General features: G+C 70.4%; 14 protein-coding genes, 1 tRNA gene and 1 other RNA gene. 11 read left to right on the forward strand and 5 right to left on the reverse strand.

Annotated features, from left to right (window positions below):
- Positions 1-572: 572 nt before the first annotated feature.
- Positions 573-657: transfer RNA gene (locus ACGFH9_RS19930), tRNA-Ser, on the reverse strand.
- 82 nt (positions 658-739) lie between these two features.
- Between ACGFH9_RS19930 and ffs the strand changes: the two genes are divergently transcribed.
- Positions 740-829: signal recognition particle sRNA small type (gene ffs, locus ACGFH9_RS19935), an RNA gene on the forward strand.
- 180 nt (positions 830-1,009) lie between these two features.
- Positions 1,010-4,045, forward strand: a complete 3,036-nt coding sequence (locus tag ACGFH9_RS19940) for a DNA polymerase III subunit gamma and tau (RefSeq protein WP_393221313.1) — start codon at positions 1,010-1,012, stop codon at positions 4,043-4,045.
- A gap of 56 nt (positions 4,046-4,101) precedes the next feature.
- Here ACGFH9_RS19940 and ACGFH9_RS19945 read toward each other — a convergent pair whose 3' ends face one another.
- Positions 4,102-4,773 (reverse strand): DUF998 domain-containing protein, encoded by a 672-nt coding sequence (locus ACGFH9_RS19945; RefSeq protein WP_393221314.1) that lies wholly within the window; start codon positions 4,771-4,773, stop codon positions 4,102-4,104.
- Between the two features lie 133 nt (positions 4,774-4,906).
- Here ACGFH9_RS19945 and ACGFH9_RS19950 point away from each other — a divergent pair, with 133 nt between their 5' ends.
- The 8 genes from ACGFH9_RS19950 (at position 4,907) to ACGFH9_RS19985 (ending at position 13,434) form a co-directional block, all read left to right on the forward strand.
- A complete protein-coding gene (locus ACGFH9_RS19950) occupies positions 4,907-6,109 on the forward strand; it encodes a hypothetical protein (protein ID WP_393221317.1) in 1,203 nt (400 codons plus the stop codon).
- 157 nt (positions 6,110-6,266) lie between these two features.
- Positions 6,267-6,575: a YbaB/EbfC family nucleoid-associated protein gene (locus ACGFH9_RS19955; RefSeq protein WP_355238853.1), complete on the forward strand. Its 309-nt coding sequence runs from the start codon at positions 6,267-6,269 to the stop codon at positions 6,573-6,575.
- 8 nt (positions 6,576-6,583) lie between these two features.
- A complete protein-coding gene (recR, locus tag ACGFH9_RS19960) occupies positions 6,584-7,177 on the forward strand; it encodes a recombination mediator RecR (protein ID WP_355238753.1) in 594 nt (197 codons plus the stop codon).
- Positions 7,178-7,488: 311 nt separating this feature from the next.
- Positions 7,489-9,150: an ABC transporter substrate-binding protein gene (locus ACGFH9_RS19965; RefSeq protein ID WP_393221321.1), complete on the forward strand. Its 1,662-nt coding sequence runs from the start codon at positions 7,489-7,491 to the stop codon at positions 9,148-9,150.
- 83 nt (positions 9,151-9,233) lie between these two features.
- A complete protein-coding gene (locus ACGFH9_RS19970) occupies positions 9,234-10,238 on the forward strand; it encodes an ABC transporter permease (protein ID WP_355238747.1) in 1,005 nt (334 codons plus the stop codon).
- Positions 10,235-11,197, forward strand: coding sequence for an ABC transporter permease (locus tag ACGFH9_RS19975; RefSeq protein ID WP_393221325.1), 963 nt, complete (start codon positions 10,235-10,237; stop codon positions 11,195-11,197). The genes ACGFH9_RS19970 and ACGFH9_RS19975 overlap by 4 nt, the downstream gene beginning before the upstream one ends.
- 123 nt (positions 11,198-11,320) lie before the next feature.
- The gene (locus tag ACGFH9_RS19980) at positions 11,321-12,334 is read left to right on the forward strand and encodes an ABC transporter ATP-binding protein (RefSeq protein ID WP_393221327.1); all 1,014 of its coding nucleotides are present in this window, start codon (positions 11,321-11,323) and stop codon (positions 12,332-12,334) included.
- The gene (locus ACGFH9_RS19985) at positions 12,331-13,434 is read left to right on the forward strand and encodes an ABC transporter ATP-binding protein (RefSeq protein WP_393221330.1); all 1,104 of its coding nucleotides are present in this window, start codon (positions 12,331-12,333) and stop codon (positions 13,432-13,434) included. Before ACGFH9_RS19980 ends, ACGFH9_RS19985 begins: the two co-directional genes overlap by 4 nt.
- A gap of 50 nt (positions 13,435-13,484) precedes the next feature.
- On the opposite strand, the gene ACGFH9_RS19990 is transcribed toward ACGFH9_RS19985, so the two are convergent.
- Both ACGFH9_RS19990 and ACGFH9_RS19995 read right to left on the reverse strand, forming a co-directional pair.
- Positions 13,485-13,877 carry a hypothetical protein gene (locus tag ACGFH9_RS19990; RefSeq protein ID WP_355238735.1) on the reverse strand — a complete coding sequence of 131 codons (393 nt, stop codon included), beginning with the start codon at positions 13,875-13,877 and terminating at the stop codon, positions 13,485-13,487.
- Positions 13,877-14,521: an HNH endonuclease family protein gene (locus tag ACGFH9_RS19995; protein WP_393221333.1), complete on the reverse strand. Its 645-nt coding sequence runs from the start codon at positions 14,519-14,521 to the stop codon at positions 13,877-13,879. Before ACGFH9_RS19995 ends, ACGFH9_RS19990 begins: the two co-directional genes overlap by 1 nt.
- Before the next feature lie 107 nt (positions 14,522-14,628).
- Here ACGFH9_RS19995 and ACGFH9_RS20000 point away from each other — a divergent pair, with 107 nt between their 5' ends.
- A complete protein-coding gene (locus ACGFH9_RS20000; RefSeq protein WP_393221335.1) occupies positions 14,629-16,122 on the forward strand; it encodes an MFS transporter in 1,494 nt (497 codons plus the stop codon).
- A gap of 30 nt (positions 16,123-16,152) precedes the next feature.
- Here ACGFH9_RS20000 and leuA read toward each other — a convergent pair whose 3' ends face one another.
- Complete coding sequence (gene leuA / locus ACGFH9_RS20005; protein ID WP_393221337.1) at positions 16,153-17,904, reverse strand: 2-isopropylmalate synthase; 1,752 nt, start codon at positions 17,902-17,904, stop codon at positions 16,153-16,155.
- Positions 17,905-17,958 lie beyond the last annotated feature (54 nt).

The following is a 17,958-nucleotide window of genomic DNA, read 5'->3' on the forward strand; positions in this document are numbered from 1 at the left end:
CCGGCCTGACCCTTTATGCGGTCATCCGCGAGCTGCAACGACTCCTCGCGACCTGGACCGGCGCCTGCACCACCTGCCACCAACCCCTGAAACCCATACACCGCAACAAACGCCACAGAACCTAACAAAGCACTACTAGGGGTACCTGTCCTTCGTGGTCGATTCGGAGCAACCCGCCACTTACAGGCTTTCGAGATCACGCCAAGTAGGGTGCTGACCAGCAAGAAAGCCGGTCAGTGCAGGTGCGACGACACGGATGCGACATGCGCCCTCTACAGCGCGTTGGTTGTGTCTCCACGCTCCAGCAGAGCAAGGCGACGTGTGCATGTTGGCGATCACGACGTCCGCACCAGCAGTGCGAGATGCTCGACCTTGTGCGGCCGGTGTGCGTCGCCGATCACCCGCACCCCGGCGGCTCGCGCCCCTTCGCTGCTTGGGCCTCGCTGGCCGTAGGTTAGGTAGGCCGGTTGGGCTACCAGGCGGAACCGGCTACTGGGGCGAGCGTGACCGTCGAGACGACGAAGGGCCGGTCCCCGTTGGGGCCGGCCCTTCGTTCGTGCTGCTCAGGCGAGCGGAGGATACGAGATTCGAACTCGTGAGGGTGTAAACCCAACACGCTTTCCAAGCGTGCGCCCTAGGCCTCTAGGCGAATCCTCCGCGAGCCAGGATACAGGCCCCCGCCGACCGGGACACCCCACCACCCCCTGAAGATCGACGGGCCGTCGGGTAGGGTTGGCGTCACCTCCCGTGCGGCGGTATCTCGTGAACCTCCCCAGGGCCGGAAGGCAGCAAGGATAAGCGAGCTCTGCCGGGTGCACGGGAGGCCTTTTTGTCTCCGGGCCTCGATCCACACCGACATCCGTGATGTCGGGGCATCCCGGGCATGCGGACACCCCGATTTCCAGGAAGCCGAGTCGATCAAGCCCGTGGGCCCAGACGTCCCGGCGGGGTGGGTGGTCACCCGCGCCAGACCGGCGCAGAATGGCTCGGTCGAGAGGAGGCGGGACGCGTGACGCTGGCGCTCTACCGCAAGTACCGACCGCGCACCTTCGCCGAGATGATCGGCCAGGAGCAGGTCACCGAGCCGTTGTCGCAGGCCCTGCGCAGCGGGCGGCTCAACCACGCCTACCTCTTCTCCGGCCCACGCGGCTGCGGCAAGACCTCCAGCGCCCGCATCCTGGCCCGTTCGCTCAACTGCGAGCAGGGCCCCACTCCCGAGCCGTGCGGCAAGTGTGAGTCCTGCCGCTCGCTGACCACCGACGGTGCCGGCTCGATCGACGTCATCGAGATCGACGCGGCCAGCCACGGTGGTGTCGACGACGCCCGCGAGCTGCGCGAGAAGGCGTTCTTCGCGCCGGCCCGCAGCCGCTTCAAGATCTACATCATCGACGAGGCGCACATGGTCTCGACGCAGGGCTTCAACGCCCTGCTCAAGCTGGTCGAGGAGCCGCCGGAGTACGTCAAGTTCATCTTCGCCACCACCGAGCCGGAGAAGGTCCTCGGCACGATCCGCTCGCGGACCCACCACTACCCGTTCCGGCTGTTCCCGCCGAAGGTGCTGCGCCCGTACCTCGAACAGCTCACCCAGGCCGAGGGCGTCACCATCGAGCCGGCGGTCTTCCCCCTGGTGGTGCGCGCCGGTGGCGGCAGCATGCGGGACAGCCTCTCGGTGCTCGACCAGCTCATCGCCGGCGCCGGGCAGGAGGGGGTCACCTACGCCCGGGCCGCAGCGCTGCTCGGCGTCACCGACGCCGCGCTGATCGACGAGATGTGCGACGCGCTGGCCGCCGGGGACGGCGCCGCCGCGTACGCCACCGTCGACCGGGTCGCCGAGGCCGGGCACGACCTGCGCCGGTTCGCCTCCGACCTGCTGGAACGGCTGCGCGACCTCATCGTGATCCAGCAGGTGCCGGACGCCGCCACGAAGGGCCTCATCGACGGCCCCGCCGACCAGATCGAGCGGATGGCCGCCCAGGCCGCCCAGCTCGGCCCGGGCACGCTCTCCCGCTGCGCCGACATCGTCCACGACGGCCTGGTGGAGATGCGCGGCACCACCGCGCCCCGGCTGCTGCTGGAGCTGATCTGCGCCCGGATGCTGCTCCCCGGCGTGGACGATTCCACCGGTGGCCTGCTCCAGCGCCTCGAACGGATGGAACGCCGGCTCACCCTGGGCGGCACCGACGCGCCGTCGGCCGCCGCGCCAGCGACAAACCCAGGGGTACGCCCACAGCACGCCCCACCGGTCCCGGCTGCCGCACACCCCGCACCCGCCGATGCCCCGACCTCCGCACCGCCGTGGGATGTCGACCCGACGGCATCCCCGGCCCCGCGACGTACCCCAGGCTCGGCCGCCTCGGATGCTGCCGGTGTTGCCGGCTCGGCTGCTTCCGGCACGACCGCCTCCGGTGCTGCCGACTCGGACGCTGCCGCCTCGGGCGTCCGAGGCTCGCACGCGCCCTCGGCTGCGGACTCCCCGATCCCGGCGTCGCCCGGCGCGTCGACGGCGGCCCCCGCTTCCGCTGACCGGACCGTGCCCGTCTCGCCCGCCGGACCGGACACCGGCTCGCCGACCCCGCGTCGCGTGGTACCGCCGTCGGCCGTGCTGCCCGACCCGGCGACCCCCGCGCCACCACGCCCGGATGCGCCAGCCCCTGCGCTGGACGCGGTCGCGGTGCGCCGGGTCTGGCCCGACGTGGTCGGCAAGGTCAACCGGACCAACAAGCGGATCGCCGCCCTGATGCGTGACGCGGTGGTCCGCGAACTCGACGGCGACATGCTGGTGTTGACCGTGAAGTCGTCCGTGCTGGCCAAGATGATGGCCGATCACTCGGCGGTGCTGACCGACGCGCTCTACGAGGAGTTGGGCGGGCGCTGGCAGATCCGCTGCGAGGTGGCCGGCGAGCGGGGCGGCACGTCGCTGTCCGGCCCGCCGCGCTCCCAGCCCACCGCACCGGCCCGACCCGCCACGCCGCCGGCTGCCGCCCCAACGAGCGCGCCGCCAACTGGGCCCAGCTCGAACGGGCCTGGCTCGAACGCTGACTTCGGCTCGAATCCCGCGTCGCGCTCGAACCCCGCGCCAAGTTCGAATCCCGCAGGCCTCAGCGCAGAATCGGGGCCTGGCTCGAACGCCGTCGGTCCGGGGAGTGCGGCGGCCAACGCCTCGACCGCTGCTGCCGGTCCGACGACCGTGCTGTCCGCCGCAGCGAACCCGACCGGCGCGGCCGGCTCGGCTTCGCCCGGCGGTGTCGGCGCGGGCTCCGGTGGTCACGGAGCTGGTGGGCAGGGCGCAGCGTCGTCCGCCACGGCGGCGGACGACGACGGTGACTGGCCGGAAGCGGCCCGCCCCGGCGGTGCCGCCCCGATCTCCGAGGCTACCGACGACGAGGACTGGCCGGAAGCCGCCCGCCCCGGCGGGGCGTTGGCCGGAGCCGAATCGAACTCCCACTCCGTGCCGCCCTCGACCGGCGCTAACGGCAGCGGCGCAAACGGGAGCGGCACCAACGGCACCGACCCGAACAGCAGGGGCACCAACGGGAGTGGCACCAACGGCGCCGGCCCGAACGGCAGCGTCGCGAACGGCGGTGTCAGCACCAACGGCGCTGGGGCGAACGGCACCGGGCCAGGCGGTTCGGGCGGTCCCGCGGCGGCGGCCGGTGGCGGTAAGCCGGGCGGACGGGGTAACTCGACACCTGCGACACGGCAGCCGGCGACAGCCGGTGGCGCCCCGGTGAGCAGCGCCATCGCCGCGGCTCGCGCGGCGGCGGCGGGGCGTGGTGCGCGTACCGGAGCGGCAACCCGGCCGGTCGCGGACGCCGAATGGGCCGGCGAGCCGCCCTACGACCCGGACTTCGACGGCCCGGCGCGGGCCGGCCGACCCGGCGGCGCTGCACCGGCCCCGGCCCTTGAGGGTTTCGACCCGGGCGACGAGCCGCTGGACGAGATCATCGATGAGAAGACGGCTCGGGAGTCGAGCGAGGAGCAGGCGGTACGCCTACTGCGCGAGACCTTCGGCGCCGAGAAGATCAACGAGATCGACGCCCGCTAGCCTCCACCCTCCCCGCGATCTTGCAGTTCCGGTTGCCCTTCTGCGTGGAATGCCCCTTATGCGGGCGCAGAAAGTGCAAGATCGCGGGGCTGGGGGGTCTCGGCGAGGAGGACTCCGAGGCAGCAGGCCCAGAGGGGAAAGGGCAGCACGGCTACTCGTTCCATGCCGCCCACCCCGATGCCGGTGCCCTGCTGGGCGACGAACAGCACGGTCCCGACCAGCGCGGTGAGCCCGGCGGCGAGGGAGAGCCGTCGCCATCGGCCGAGCACCGTGGAGTTCGGCGCGAAGCCGGCGAGGAGCAGGCCGACGTTACCCGTGCTCATGATCAGGAAAGCGCCGAGGACGTGCCGGTTCTCGTCGACGTCGGCGGGATTGAGAGCCACCAGGGCATAACCGCCGGTGGCCAGCAGCAGGAGGATCTGCGCCGAGCGCACCACACCGCCCCGGCCGAGGAGCCGCCAGGTCAGCAGCAGCCCGGCGGCGAGCAGGACGGCGGTGGTCAGCATCGCGGCGTTCATGAGTGGATGCCAGGGCGAGCAGACGAACCGGGGTCGGGTGGTGTCCCAGGTCCCGCAGTGGACGTTGCCGAGGTCGCTGATGTTGTGGGTGGCCCAGCTGTAGGTCGGCTCGCGCCACCGCAGTCCGGTGATCAGACTGGCCACGAGGAAGATCGGTGCGGCCGCCGCCCAGCAGAGCGCGGCGACGCGGCCACTACGGGTGAGGTTCATACCGTCGAGCAGACCAGTACGGGGGTGCCCGGCGCACTACCGGCAGACGGCCGGTTCGGGGTAGTGGTAGCCGTACCTCGAAGGCGGTTCGACGGGGTGGACGGTGTTCCCGTGCGCTGTCAGGATGTGCGCCGTGAAGATCACCTCGACTGCCGAGGAAGCAGCCGACGGCAGTCGGTTCGGCCGTGACCACGCGAAGGCGGCGGTGCTGGCGATCGCTGGCCTGATCCTGTTGATCTCGGCGCGGTCGATGTCGTGGGTGACGGTGCGTCCCAACGGGTTCGCCGTGGACCGGCTGTTCGGCCGAGCGCCCTCGACCGAGGCGCGGACGTTCGGGCTGACCGACCTCGCGGGCTACTGGCAACCGCTGTACGTCGGGTGGGCGTTGTTGCTGGTGCTGCTGGTGGCGGCGTGGGTACGGCCGCAATGGCGGTTCGGTGTGCGGTTGGCCGCGATCCTGCTCGGTGTGGTGCTGGGAGTCGGCACCCTCCTGCCGGCCACGGCCGCCATCGACGTCAGTGGCTTCCCGGCAGACGATCATCCCGACGCCGACCTCCTTGGTGGCGTCTGGTCGGCGCTGTTCGGGGTGCTGTTGCTGGTACGCGCCGTCACGGCCCTGCCGGAGCCGGAGCCGGCGACGCCTACCGCACCGGAACCGGCGACGCCGACCGCTGCCGCCGTGTTCGTGGATGAGTCTGCCGCGACGGATTCGACCCCCTTCGTCTGGCAGGGTTCACGCCCGAACACCCGACCGGAGGTGCCCTGGTGGCGACGCCCCGCGCCGATCACCGGCGTGCTGGCGGTCCTCGGCGTGGCAGTCCTCCTCGTCACGGTCAGCTGGCGGGCGATCGGCTCGGCCGACGACCAGACCCCCGACCTCGGTGCGCTGGTGGTGGCGGCTCCCGCCGGTTGGGCCCCTGCCACGCCGGCCGTGGCGGACGACCAGGTCGACCTGGGTCGGGTTCTGCCGCTCTCCGAGGCGCGAGCGCACCTGCTCGCCGAGCAGACGGGCGGCGACCTGGTTCACGCGGCCGCCTCGGCCTGGACCCGCCCGGACGCCACCCTCGTGTCGATCACCCTGCTCCAGTTCGGATCGGCGGGGTCGGCGGACCAGTTCCAGCGTTCCTACAGCGACCTGCGGGAGGCGACCCCCGGCGAGGTGACGCCCCTCGCCGAGGTGCCGGGATCAGCGGCCTTCGTGAATGCCGAGCGGACCGGTGTGTGGGCCGTCGCCGGCCGGCACGAGATCGTCCTGATCGTCAGCGCGGTCGGCGGCCCGCCGGGCAGCGTGCCGGTCGTCGAGTCCCTGGTCCGCGAGCAGTACGACCGGCTCTGAGTCCCGACGTCCCCGACCCGCGATGAAGGAGCCCCGGGCCTCGGCGTGGGCGGACGCACCGGGCACGGCGACGTCGGTCCCAGCGGATAGGCTGGTCGGCGGCCGAGCAGACGAGTGCGAGAAGGAGCCATCCGTGCGCCCAGGTGGACAGCCGAACATGCAGCAGATGCTGAAGCAGGCGCAGAAGATGCAGCAGCAGATCGCCGCCGCCCAGGCCGAGCTGGCCGAGGCCGAGCTGACCGGCACGGCCGGCGGAGGGCTGGTCACCGCGACCGTCTCCGGCGGCGGCGAGCTGAAGGCCATCAAGATCGACCCGAAGGCCGTCGACCCGGACGACGTGGAGACGCTGGAAGACCTGGTGGTGGCGGCCGTGCACAACGCCGCCGAGGCGGCTCGTGAGTTGACCGAGCGCAAGATGGGCCCGGTCGCCGGCGGCATGGGCGGCCTCGGCCTGCCCGGTTTCTGAGCCGGCAGATGTACGAAGGTGCCATCCAGGATCTGATCGACGAGCTGGGGCGACTGCCGGGCGTGGGCCCGAAGAGCGCCCAGCGGATCGCGTTCCACGTCCTCTCGGCCGATCCGGCCGACGTCAACCGGCTGGCCGGCGCGCTGCGCAAGGTCAAGGAGCTGGTGCGCTTCTGCACGACCTGTTACAACGTGGCGGAGTCCGAGCAGTGCCGGATCTGCCGCGATCCGCGCCGCACCGACGAGGTGCTGTGCGTGGTGGAGGAACCCAAGGACGTGGTGGCCGTCGAGCGGACCGGTGAGTTCCGGGGCCGCTACCACGTGCTCGGCGGCGCGATCAATCCGCTGGAAGGCATCGGCCCGGACAATCTGCGTATCCGGGAGTTGATGACCCGGTTGAGCAGCGGCACGGTGCGGGAGCTGATCCTGGCGACCGACCCGAACACCGAGGGCGAGGCGACAGCCACCTACCTGGCGCTGATGGTGAAGCCGATGGGCCTCGCGGTGACCCGGCTGGCCAGCGGCCTACCGGTCGGCGGCGACCTCGAGTACGCCGACGAGATCACCCTGGGCAGGGCCTTCGAGGGTCGCCGGGCGGTCTGAGTCTCCAGGTTCGACGATGGCCGGCACCCGTGCGGGTGCCGGCCATCGTCGCGTACCTGCCCGGAAATGATCTGACACCTCGGCCCCTATCGGGCCTGTTCGACGTAACAGTTTGGCATCGCGGGTGCAGAATCCACGGTCGCGGCCTGCTTTCACCTTCGATTCTTCTGTCAAGCGGCGGTTGAGGCACGATCCGATACCAACAGTCCATCTCACGGTTTCCGGCTGGACGCCCCGAGAGCTATGGTCACCGCCATCGGTGACCCCTGTCACCACGTTGTCCGTACCCCCAAGGACGAGGTGAAGCACACATGCGTGCACCCAGGCCGAAGGTCGCCATCGCGGCCGTCGCGGTCGCGGCCCTCGCGGTAGCAGGCTGCGCCGAGAGCAACCGCGGCGACAATTCCAGCGGTAGCAAGAAGGACACCCTCGTCTTCGGCGTCGCCGGAGACCCGAAGGTGCTCGACCCGAGCTTCGCCAGCGACGGTGAGTCGCTGCGTGTGGCGCGTCAGGTCTTCGAGACCCTGGTCCGGCCCGAGGAGGGTGGCACCAAGGTCACCCCCGGCCTGGCCGAGTCCTGGACCCCGGACGCCGCCGGCACCACCTGGACGTTCAAGCTGCGGTCCGGCGTGAAGTTCCACGACGGCACCGACTTCAACGCCGAGGCGGTCTGCGCCAACTTCGACCGCTGGTACAACGCCAAGGGCCTCATGCAGAGCCCGGACGTGACGGCGTACTGGCAGGACGTCATGGGCGGCTTCGCCAAGAACGAGAACGCGGACCTGCCGCCGAGTCTCTTCAAGTCCTGCTCCGCCAAGGACGCGACCACCGTGGACCTGGCGTTCACCCGGGTGTCCAGCAAGATCCCGGCCGCGCTGATGCTTCCCTCGTTCTCCATCCACAGCCCGAAGGCGCTCCAGGAGTTCGACGCCAGCAACGTGAGTGGCACGGCGGACGACATCAAGTACCCGGCGTACGCGACGGCGCACCCGACCGGCACCGGCCCGTTCAAGTTCAAGTCCTGGGACGTCGCGAACAAGACGCTGACCCTGGAGCGCAACGACGACTACGCGGGCGCCAAGGCCAAGCTGAAGACGCTCATCTTCAAGACGATCTCCGACGAGAACGCCCGTAAGCAGGCGCTGCGCTCCGGCGACATCCAGGGCTACGACCTGGTCGGCCCGGCGGACGTCGAGCCGCTGAAGGGCGAGGGCTTCAACGTCCTCACCCGTCCGGCATTCAACGTGCTCTACCTGGCGATCAACCAGAAGGGCAACCCGAAGCTCGCCGACATCCGCGTCCGGCAGGCCATCGCGTACGCGTTGAACCGCCAGCAGCTGGTCGACTCGAAGCTGCCGCCGGGCGCGAAGGTCGCCGACAACTTCATGCCGGACACGGTCGAGGGCTGGAACGGTGACGTCACCAAGTACACCTACGACCCGGCGAAGGCGAAGGCTCTGCTGGCCGAGGCCGGCGCGTCGAACCTGACCCTGCGTTTCCACTACCCGACCGAGGTCACCCGGCCGTACATGCCGAACCCGAAGGACATCTTCGAGCTGCTGTCGGCGGACCTGAAGGCGGTCGGCATCACCGTCGAGGCGATCCCGCTGAAGTGGAGCCCGGACTACCTGAACGCCACCACGTCCGGCAGCAAGCACGACATCCACTTCCTGGGCTGGACCGGTGACTACGGCGATGCCTACAACTTCATCGGCACCTTCTTCGACCGGCCGAAGGACGAGTGGGGCTTCAACAACAAGGCCCTGTTCGACCAGTTCAAGGACGCGGACACCACCGCCGACATCGCGGCCCGGACCGAGAAGTACAAGGCCCTGAACAGGTCCATCATGGACTTCCTGCCGGGTGTGCCGATCTCGCACTCCCCGCCGGCGATCGTGTTCGGCAAGGACGTGACCGGCGTCAAGGCGAGCCCGCTGACTGACGAGCGGTACGCCACCGCCGAATTCAAGTAGGTTCTGCACCAAGGCAAGGAACGCGGGCGGGCGCTGGCACACAGCGCCCGCCCGTAACCCTCCGCAACCCCTTCGAGGCCGCCGTGTTCCGGTTCATCGTCAGACGCCTGCTCCAGTTGATACCCACGCTGTTCGGGCTCTCCCTCCTGCTCTTCATCTGGCTCCGGCGACTGCCCGGAGGCCCCGAGACCGCGATCCTCGGTGAGCGCGGCACGCCCGAGATGCGTGCGGCCATCCGGCACAACATGGGCCTCGACGAGCCCATCCTGGTGCAGTACGGCCGGTTCGTACGGCGGATGGTCCAGCTCGACCTGGGCACCTCGACCTCCACCAAGCGACCGGTCACCACCGAGTTCATCGAGCGCTTCCCCGGCACCGTCGAGCTGACGATCACCGCGATGGTCATCGCGATCGGCGTGGGTATCCCGCTGGGCTACCTGGCGGCCCGTCGCCGCGGCCGGTTCCTCGACCACGCCTCGGTGGGCGGGTCGCTGATCGGCATCTGCATCCCGGTCTTCTTCCTGGGCTACGTGCTCAAGGCGATCTTCTCGGAGAACCTGCACTGGTTCCCGTCCAGCGGTCGGCAGGACCCGACGCTCGGGGCCACCCGGATCACCAACTTCTTCGTCCTCGACGGGCTGATGACCCGCGAGTGGGACGCTGCGGCCGACGCGCTCTGGCATCTCGTGCTGCCCAGCATCGCGTTGGCCAGCATCCCGCTGGCGATCATCGTCCGGATCACCCGGGCGAGCGTGCTCGAAGTGCTCAACGAGGACTTCGTGCGTACTGCCGAGGCCAAGGGGCTCACCGAGCAGACCGTCCGGCGTCGGCACGTGCTGCGCAACGCGATGCTGCCGGTGGCCACCTCGATCGGTCTGCTCGCCGGCGGTCTGCTCTCCGGCGCCGTGCTGACCGAGACCGTCTTCGCCTTCAGTGGCATCGGAGCCTTCGTCGCCGAGGCCATCGGCCAGCGCGACTATCCGGTGCTGATGGGCTTCATCCTGATCATCGCGGTGGTGTACGTGCTGGTGAACCTCCTGGTCGACCTCTCCTACAGCTTCATCGACCCGAGGGTGAGGGTGCGATGACCCTCTCCCCGGGCAAGAAGCGCGAAAAGATCGACCGGCTCTCCGAGTTGGCGGCCCGCGACGACGAGCGGGGCGTCAGCCTCTGGCAGGAGGCGTTCCGCCGGCTGCGCAGCAATCCGGCCGCGATCGTCGGCGCGATCATCCTGGCCATCTTCGTGCTGGTCGCGGTGATCGGCCCGTTCCTCGTGCCGTACGCGCCGACCGACACGATCGGCATCCGGGAGGGGCTGATCAAGCCGGGTGTCATCCCGGGGCCCGACGGTGACCACTGGTTCGGCTATGACCACCAGGGCCGCGACGAGTTCAGCCGGATGATCGTCGGTGCTCGGCAGACCCTGCTGGTCGGCGTGGTCTCCACCCTGATCGGTCTGGCGATCGGCGCGTTGATCGGTGGTGTCTCCGGTGCCGCGGCGGGCCTCGGTGGCCGCTGGGGACGCTGGATCGACACCACCCTGATGCGGTTCGTCGACATGCTGCTGGCGATGCCGAGCCTGCTGCTGGCGGTGAGCATCGCCGCTCTGCTCGGGGCCAGCCTGACCACCGTGATGATCGCGGTCGGCGTCGTCTCGGTGCCGGTCTTCGCCCGGCTGCTGCGCGGCTCGATGATCTCCCAGTCCAACAGCGACTACGTCCTCGCGGCCACCTCGCTCGGCGTGAAGAAGTCGAAGATCGCGCTGACCCACGTGGTGCCGAACTCGCTCGCCCCGGTGATCGTGCAGGCCACGCTCACCCTGGCCACCGCGATCATCGAGGCCGCTGCGCTGTCCTTCCTCGGTCTCGGCAACCCGGACACCGCCGTGCCGGAGTGGGGGGTGATGCTCGCCGACGCGCAGCAGTACCTCGGAATCCGGCCGTCGCTGGCGATCTACCCGGCGATCGCGATCATCATCACCGCGCTCGGCTTCACCCTGCTCGGTGAGGCGATGCGCGAGGCCCTCGACCCGAAGCTGCGGAAGTAGGCCCGTCATGTGTGAAGCGCGAGGAGTGAGCTTGCGAGCCCCGCAGTCGCGAACGGAAGGCCGCATGTGTGAAGCGCGAGGAGTGAGCTTGCGAGCCCCGCAGTCGCGAACGGAAGGCCAGTAATGGCACTGCTCGAAGTTGATGATCTCTCCGTCACGTTCGCGCGACGCGGCCAGCGTGCCGTGCACGCCGTCGACGGTGTCTCCTTCTCGGTCGACGCCGGTCAGGTGGTCGGCCTGGTCGGCGAGTCCGGCTGCGGCAAGAGCGTCACCTCGCTGGCGATCATGGGTCTGCTGCCGAAGCAGCCGGGCCTGCGGGTGGGTGGCAAGGCCGTCTTCGACGGCACCGACCTGCTCCAGCTCGACGACCGGTCGCGGCGTGACATCCGTGGTCGGGACATCGCGATGATCTTCCAGGACCCGCTCTCGTCACTGAACCCGGTGATCCCCATCGGTCTACAGGTCACCGAGGTGCTGGCGCGGCACCGGGGGATGAAGGGCGAGGCCGCGGCCAAGGAGGCGGCGGCGCTGCTGGACCGGGTCGGCATCCCCGACCCGAAGCGCCGGCTCAAGGAGTACCCGCACCAGCTCTCCGGCGGCATGCGGCAGCGGGCACTGATCGCCATGGCGGTGGCCTGCCAACCCCGGCTGCTGATCGCCGACGAGCCGACCACCGCGCTGGACGTCACCATCCAGGCGCAGATCCTGGAACTGCTCAAGGAACTGGTCCGCGACTCGGGTACCGCCCTGCTGATGATCACGCACGACCTGGGCGTGGTCGCCGGCATGTGCGACACCGTCAACGTGCTCTACGGCGGTCGGGTGGTGGAGACGGCCCGCCGTCGTCCGCTGTTCCGCGAGCCGCGGCACCCGTACACCGTGGGTCTGCTGGGGTCGGTGCCCCGACTCGACGCCGGACGTGGCGAGAGGCTCAACCCGATCCCCGGGTCGGTCCGCGACCTGCTGCCCTGGCCGGACGGCTGCGCGTTCGCCCCGCGCTGCGCGCGACGGACCGACGAATGCGTGGGTCAGCCGCCGGAGCTGGTGCTCACCCACGACGGTCGGAGCTACCGGTGCGTCAATCCGGAGCCGGTTCCCGGCACGGTGCCCGCCCCGCGCGAGGAGGAACAGGCGTGAGTGACAACGACACGCTCGTCGAGGTACGCGATCTGAAGGTGCACTTCCCGATCAAGCGGGGGGTGCTGTTCGACCGGGTGGTCGGCCACGTGCAGGCCGTCGACGGTGTGGACCTGACCATCGCGCGTGGCAAGACGTACGGCCTGGTCGGCGAGTCCGGCTGCGGCAAGTCCACGCTCGGCCGGGCGCTGCTGCAGCTCACCCCGCCCACGTCCGGGGAGGTCACCTTCGACGGCGTCGAGCTGACCACGCTGGCGCCGGGCAAGCTGCGGTCGATGCGTCGCCGGATGCAAATGATCTTCCAGGACCCGATGTCCAGCCTCGACCCCCGGCAGAACGTCGAGTCGATCCTGACCGAGGGCATGCAGACCCACGGGATCGGTGCCGACCGCGCCGAACGCCGGCGGCTCATCGGCGAGACGCTGGACGCGGTGGGGTTGCCCCGCTGGGCGCTGTCGCGCTACCCGCACGAGTTCTCCGGCGGGCAGCGGCAGCGCATCGGCATCGCCCGCGCGCTGGTGCTCGGGCCGGAGCTGATCGTCGCCGACGAGCCGGTCTCGGCGCTCGACGTCTCGATCCAGGCCCAGGTCGTGAACCTGCTCGACGAGTTGCAGGACAGTCTGGGGCTGACCTACCTGGTGATCGCGCACGACCTCGCGGTGGTCCGGCACATCTCCGACACCGTCGGCGTCATGTACCTGGGCGCGCTCGTCGAGGAGGCACCGAGCGACCGCCTCTACACCGAGCCCATGCATCCGTACACGCGGGCGTTGATGTCCGCCGTTCCGGTGCCCGACCCGGACGTGGAGGACCGGCGGGAGCGCATCCTGCTCGCCGGTGACCTGCCGTCGCCGGCCAACCCGCCGTCCGGCTGCCGATTCCACACCCGCTGCCCGTGGGCGCAGCCCACCCGCTGCTCCGATGAGCGGCCGGCGCTGCGGGAGATCGACGGCAGCCGGGTGGCGTGCCACTTCGCCGAGCAGATCGCCAGCGGCGAACTGCGCCCGCACGGGGTCAGCGCGCAGATCGTCCGCCCCGAGGGCGAGGGGGAGACGCCGGGTGTGGTCTCCGCCCCCACCGAACCCGGCTCGTACGTCTGACCGCGTTCGCGCTCGCCCCGCTCCGGTGACACCGGGGCGAGCGCGGCGGTTCAGCCCTCCGGGCGGTTCAGCAGCCCGACGGCGACGCTGTGCACCGCGTCCAGCCCCGCCGGATCGGCCAGCGCGGCGGACCCACCGGTCACCGCGTACCACTCGTCCGCGTCCTTGTACTGCACCCGCAGGGTGACCTTGCCGTCCGCGTACTCGGTGCGCAGGGTCAGCTCACCGGTGACGACGCCGACCTCGTCGGTCATCACCCCGCCCGGACCGGGCACGATGTCGGCGGTGCGGCTCTGCGGGGCACTCGCGCCGGTCGAGTCGGCGACCATGCCGGCCCCCGGCACCGCGGCCGGCGTGTCGCCGGTGCCGTCGGCCGTCATCCCGGCGGCCGACGGGGCGCTGTCCGCGTCCGTCTCGGCGTCTGTCGCCGCTTCCTCGCTCATCAACAGCCCTCCAACATGTCGGTCAGGGCGGCCTTCTCGGCAGCGGTCACCGTCAGCTTCCAGTAGTGCTTCACCGTCACCCAGTCCTTGGCGTACTGGCACCAGTACGACCGGTTCGCCGGCTTCCACTGGGACGGATCCTGGTCACCCTTTGCCCGATTTGAGGAGGCGGAAACCGCGATGAGCTGCGGGCGTGTCGTGTCGTTGGCGAAGTCGCCGCGCTTGGCGTTGTCCCACTCGTCGGCGCCCGAGCGCCACGCGTTGGCCAACGGCACGGTGTGGTCGATGTCCACTTCGGAGGGATCGGTCGCGCTGCGACCGTCGTACACGCTCTCCCAGCGACCACCGACCACGTTGCAGCCGGAGAGCTTCACGTCCTTGCCGTCGCGTTGCAGGATGCTGTCCCGCACGTCGCAGTTCTTGCCGGTGTCCCGCCAGTGCGGGAAGCGTTCCCGGCTGTAACCCTTCATCGAGCTGGCGTTGGCGACGGTCAGCTGGCCCAGCTGCTCGACGGCATTACCGCCGCCGCCACCCGGCGCCGGCGTGGTCTCCGTCTCGTCGGGCGGGACGCAACCGGCCATGCCGAGCGCCAGCGCCGCGACGAGCGCGGCCACCGATGCACGCGGTCCTGATCTGGTACGCACAGACGACACCTCTCCAGCTTGCGGGCTCCCGGCGATTGCGCACAGTACCCGGGGATGGTTTCGGCGTTTCGTGGCGTCTCCCACAATCTGCAAGGCAGATTGTGGGGATGACCATCTCCGTACCGTCGCCCGCACTGCGGATGGGCACCGCCGCCGGCCGAGGAACCCTGCTCGCGGCGGTGCTTGCCTCCGGCATGGTCTTCCTGGACACCACAGTCGTCAACGTGGCACTGCCGAAACTTGGTCAGGATCTCGGTGCCAACGTGGCAGATCTTCAGTGGACCGTCAACGGGTACCTGTTGACGCTGGCGGCGTTCGTCCTGCTCGGCGGGTCCCTCGGAGACCGCTTCGGCCGGCGGCGGGTCTTCCTGATCGGGGTGCTCTGGTTCACCATCGCGTCGGTGCTGTGCGGCCTGGCCCAGGGCACCGGCACTCTCATCGTGGCCCGGATCGTCCAGGGCGCGGGCGGGGCGCTCCTCACGCCCGGTTCGCTCGCGGTGCTCCAGGCCAGTTTCCACCCCGACGACCGGGGGCGGGCGATCGGCGCGTGGGCCGGACTGTCCGGAGTGTCCACGGCGTTGGGACCGTTCATCGGCGGCTGGCTGATCGACGCGCTCTCCTGGCGGTGGATCTTCTTCCTCAACCTGCCGATCGCCGTACTGGTCGTGCTGGCGGCGCTGCGCTGGGTGCCGGAGAGCCGCGACGAGAACGCCTCCCGCACGCACGGTCCGGGCCGTACGCGACGCCGCTTCGACGTGGCCGGGGCACTGCTCGGCGCACTCGCGCTCGCCGGCGTCACGTACGCCCTGATCGACGCGCCCGCGCGTGGCTTCGCCTCCGCCCCGGTCCTGGTCGCCGCGCTGGTCGGTGTGGTGGCCGCGGTGGCCTTCGTGCTGCTGGAACGGCGGCGGGGGGACACCGCGATGCTGCCCACCGGGCTGTTCAGCAGCCGACTGTTCTCGGTCCTGAACCTCTTCACCGTGGTGGTCTACGCGGCGCTGAGCGGTTTCACCTTCTTCTTCGCCGTCTACCTCCAGAACGTCGTCGAGTGGTCGGCGCTGCGCACCGGCATCGCGCTGCTGCCGATGACCCTGCTGCTGTTGGTCGGATCGGCCCGGGCCGGTGCACTGTCGGCACGGATCGGCCCTCGACTGCCGCTGGCCGTCGGGCCGCTCGTGGCCGCCGGCGGTCTGCTGCTGCTGCGCGGCGTCGGGCCGGGCGCGTCCTACTGGACCGACGTGCTGCCCGGGGTGCTGCTCTTCGGCCTCGGGCTGACCCTGGTGGTGGCGCCGCTGACGGCGTCGGTGCTCGCGGCGGTGCAGGACCGGTTCTCCGGCGTCGCCAGTGGCTTCAACAACGCCGCGTCCCGGGCCGGAGGCCTGCTCGCGGTGGCCGCGCTACCGCTGCTGGTCGGCCTCTCCGGTGCCGGGTACGAGCAGAAGGCCGAGCTGACGGACGCGTTCCGCGGGGCGCTGGCCTGGTGCGCGGGGCTGCTGCTGGTCGGCGCGGTGCTGGCGCTCGTGCTGGTGCACCGGCCGCCGCGTGCGGCACCGCCGTCGCAGCCCTGCCACTCGATGCCCGCCGCCACGCCCCCGAAGTAGAACCGCACCTCCGGGGGCGTGGCGTCCGCGTCAGCGGCGGGCGCGGTTGACGGCGCTGGTGACCGCCTTGATCGAGGCCGTCACGATGTTGGCGTCGGTACCGACACCCCAGACCGTCCGACCGTCCACCTCGCACTCCACGTACGCGGCCGCCTGCGCGTCACCGCCGGAGGACAGCGCGTGCTCGTGGTAGTCGAGCACCCGTACGCCCACGCCGACCGCCTGGAGCGCGTTGACGTACGCGTCGATGGGGCCGTTGCCGACCGCGGTGAGCGAGTGCCACTCGCCGCCGACACCGACCTGGGCCTCGATCTCGACCTTGCCGTCGGCGGTGCCGATCGTGTAGCCGGCCAAGCGGACCGCAGGGTCCGGCTGGTGGTCCAGCAGGTAGTGCGTCGCGAAGATCTCCCACATGGCGGTCGGGTCGACCTCGCCGCCGTCGTGGTCGGTGACCTGCTGCACGACCCCGGAGAACTCGATCTGGAGCCGGCGCGGCAGGTCGAGCTGGTGCTCGCTCTTCATGATGTACGCGACGCCGCCCTTGCCGGACTGCGAGTTGACCCGGATGACCGCCTCGTAGGTGCGGCCCAGGTCCTTCGGGTCGATCGGCAGGTACGGCACCGCCCAGGTGTGCTCGTCGACCGGTACGCCCGCGGCCTTCGCGTCCGCCGTCAGGGCGTCGAAGCCCTTCTTGATCGCGTCCTGGTGGGAGCCGGAGAAGGCGGTGTAGACCAGGTCGCCCGCGTACGGGTGGCGCTCGTGCACCGGGAGCTGGTTGCAGTACTCGACGGCCCGCCGGATCTCGTCGATGTTCGAGAAGTCGATCATCGGGTCGAGGCCCTGGGAGAAGATGTTGAGCCCCAGCGTCACCAGGTCGACGTTTCCGGTGCGCTCGCCGTTGCCGAACAGGCAGCCCTCGATGCGGTCCGCGCCGGCCAGCAGGCCCAGCTCGGCGGCGGCGACCCCGGTGCCCCGGTCGTTGTGCGGGTGCAGGCTCAGCACGACGCTGTCGCGGCGCGGCAGACGCCGGTGCATCCACTCGATCGAGTCGGCGTACACGTTCGGCGTGGCCATCTCGACGGTGGCCGGCAGGTTGATGATCAGCGGGCGGTCGGGCGTCGGGTCGATCACGTCGATGACCCGGGAGCAGACCTCCAGCGCGTACTCCAGCTCGGTGCCCGTGTACGACTCCGGCGAGTACTCGTAGAAGATCTCGGTGTCCGGGGTGTGGATCTCCGCGTACTTCTGGCAGAGCCGCGCCCCGGAGGTGGCGATGTCGGCGATGCCGTCCCGGTCCAGGCCGAAGACCACCCGCCGCTGGAGCGTGGAGGTCGAGTTGTAGAAGTGGACGATGGCCCGCTTCGCGCCGCGCAGCGACTCGAACGTCCGGTCGATCAGGTGCTCCCGGCACTGCGTGAGCACCTGGATGGTGACGTCGTCCGGGATCATGTCGTCTTCGATGAGCTGCCGGACGAAGTCGAAGTCGGTCTGGCTGGCCGACGGGAAGCCGACCTCGATCTCCTTGTAGCCCATCTGCACGAGCAGCTGGAACATCCGCCGCTTGCGCTCGGGCGACATCGGGTCGATCAGCGCCTGGTTGCCGTCGCGCAGATCCACCGCGCACCAGCGCGGCGCGGCCTCGACCGTGCGGGTGGGCCAGGTGCGGTCCGGCAGGTCGACCCGGAACTGCTCCTGGTACGGCTGGTAGCGGTGGTACGGCATCCGGCTGGGGCGTTGCCGGGCGATCGGATCGGTCTCGGCGTCGGTGACAGGTTGAGCCATCTCGGAATGCTCCCTGGAACATGTGGCGTCAGCAGATCGGAAGGTGTCGGCGAG

The sequence above is a fragment of the Micromonospora sp. NPDC049102 genome, from assembly GCF_043197485.1.
Classification (GTDB): Bacteria; Actinomycetota; Actinomycetes; order Mycobacteriales; family Micromonosporaceae; genus Micromonospora.

Coding starts and splice junctions, on each gene's coding strand:
- ACGFH9_RS19945 (WP_393221314.1), bottom strand. CDS start 4,773: ATGAACCTCACCCGTAGTGGCCGCGTCGCCGCGCTCTGCTGGGCGGCG.
- ACGFH9_RS19955 (WP_355238853.1), top strand. CDS start 6,267: ATGCAGCAGATGCTGAAGCAGGCGCAGAAGATGCAGCAGCAGATCGCC.
- recR (WP_355238753.1), top strand. CDS start 6,584: ATGTACGAAGGTGCCATCCAGGATCTGATCGACGAGCTGGGGCGACTG.
- ACGFH9_RS19965 (WP_393221321.1), top strand. CDS start 7,489: ATGCGTGCACCCAGGCCGAAGGTCGCCATCGCGGCCGTCGCGGTCGCG.
- ACGFH9_RS19975 (WP_393221325.1), top strand. CDS start 10,235: ATGACCCTCTCCCCGGGCAAGAAGCGCGAAAAGATCGACCGGCTCTCC.
- ACGFH9_RS19980 (WP_393221327.1), top strand. CDS start 11,321: ATGGCACTGCTCGAAGTTGATGATCTCTCCGTCACGTTCGCGCGACGC.
- ACGFH9_RS19990 (WP_355238735.1), bottom strand. CDS start 13,877: ATGAGCGAGGAAGCGGCGACAGACGCCGAGACGGACGCGGACAGCGCC.
- ACGFH9_RS20000 (WP_393221335.1), top strand. CDS start 14,629: ATGACCATCTCCGTACCGTCGCCCGCACTGCGGATGGGCACCGCCGCC.
- leuA (WP_393221337.1), bottom strand. CDS start 17,904: ATGGCTCAACCTGTCACCGACGCCGAGACCGATCCGATCGCCCGGCAA.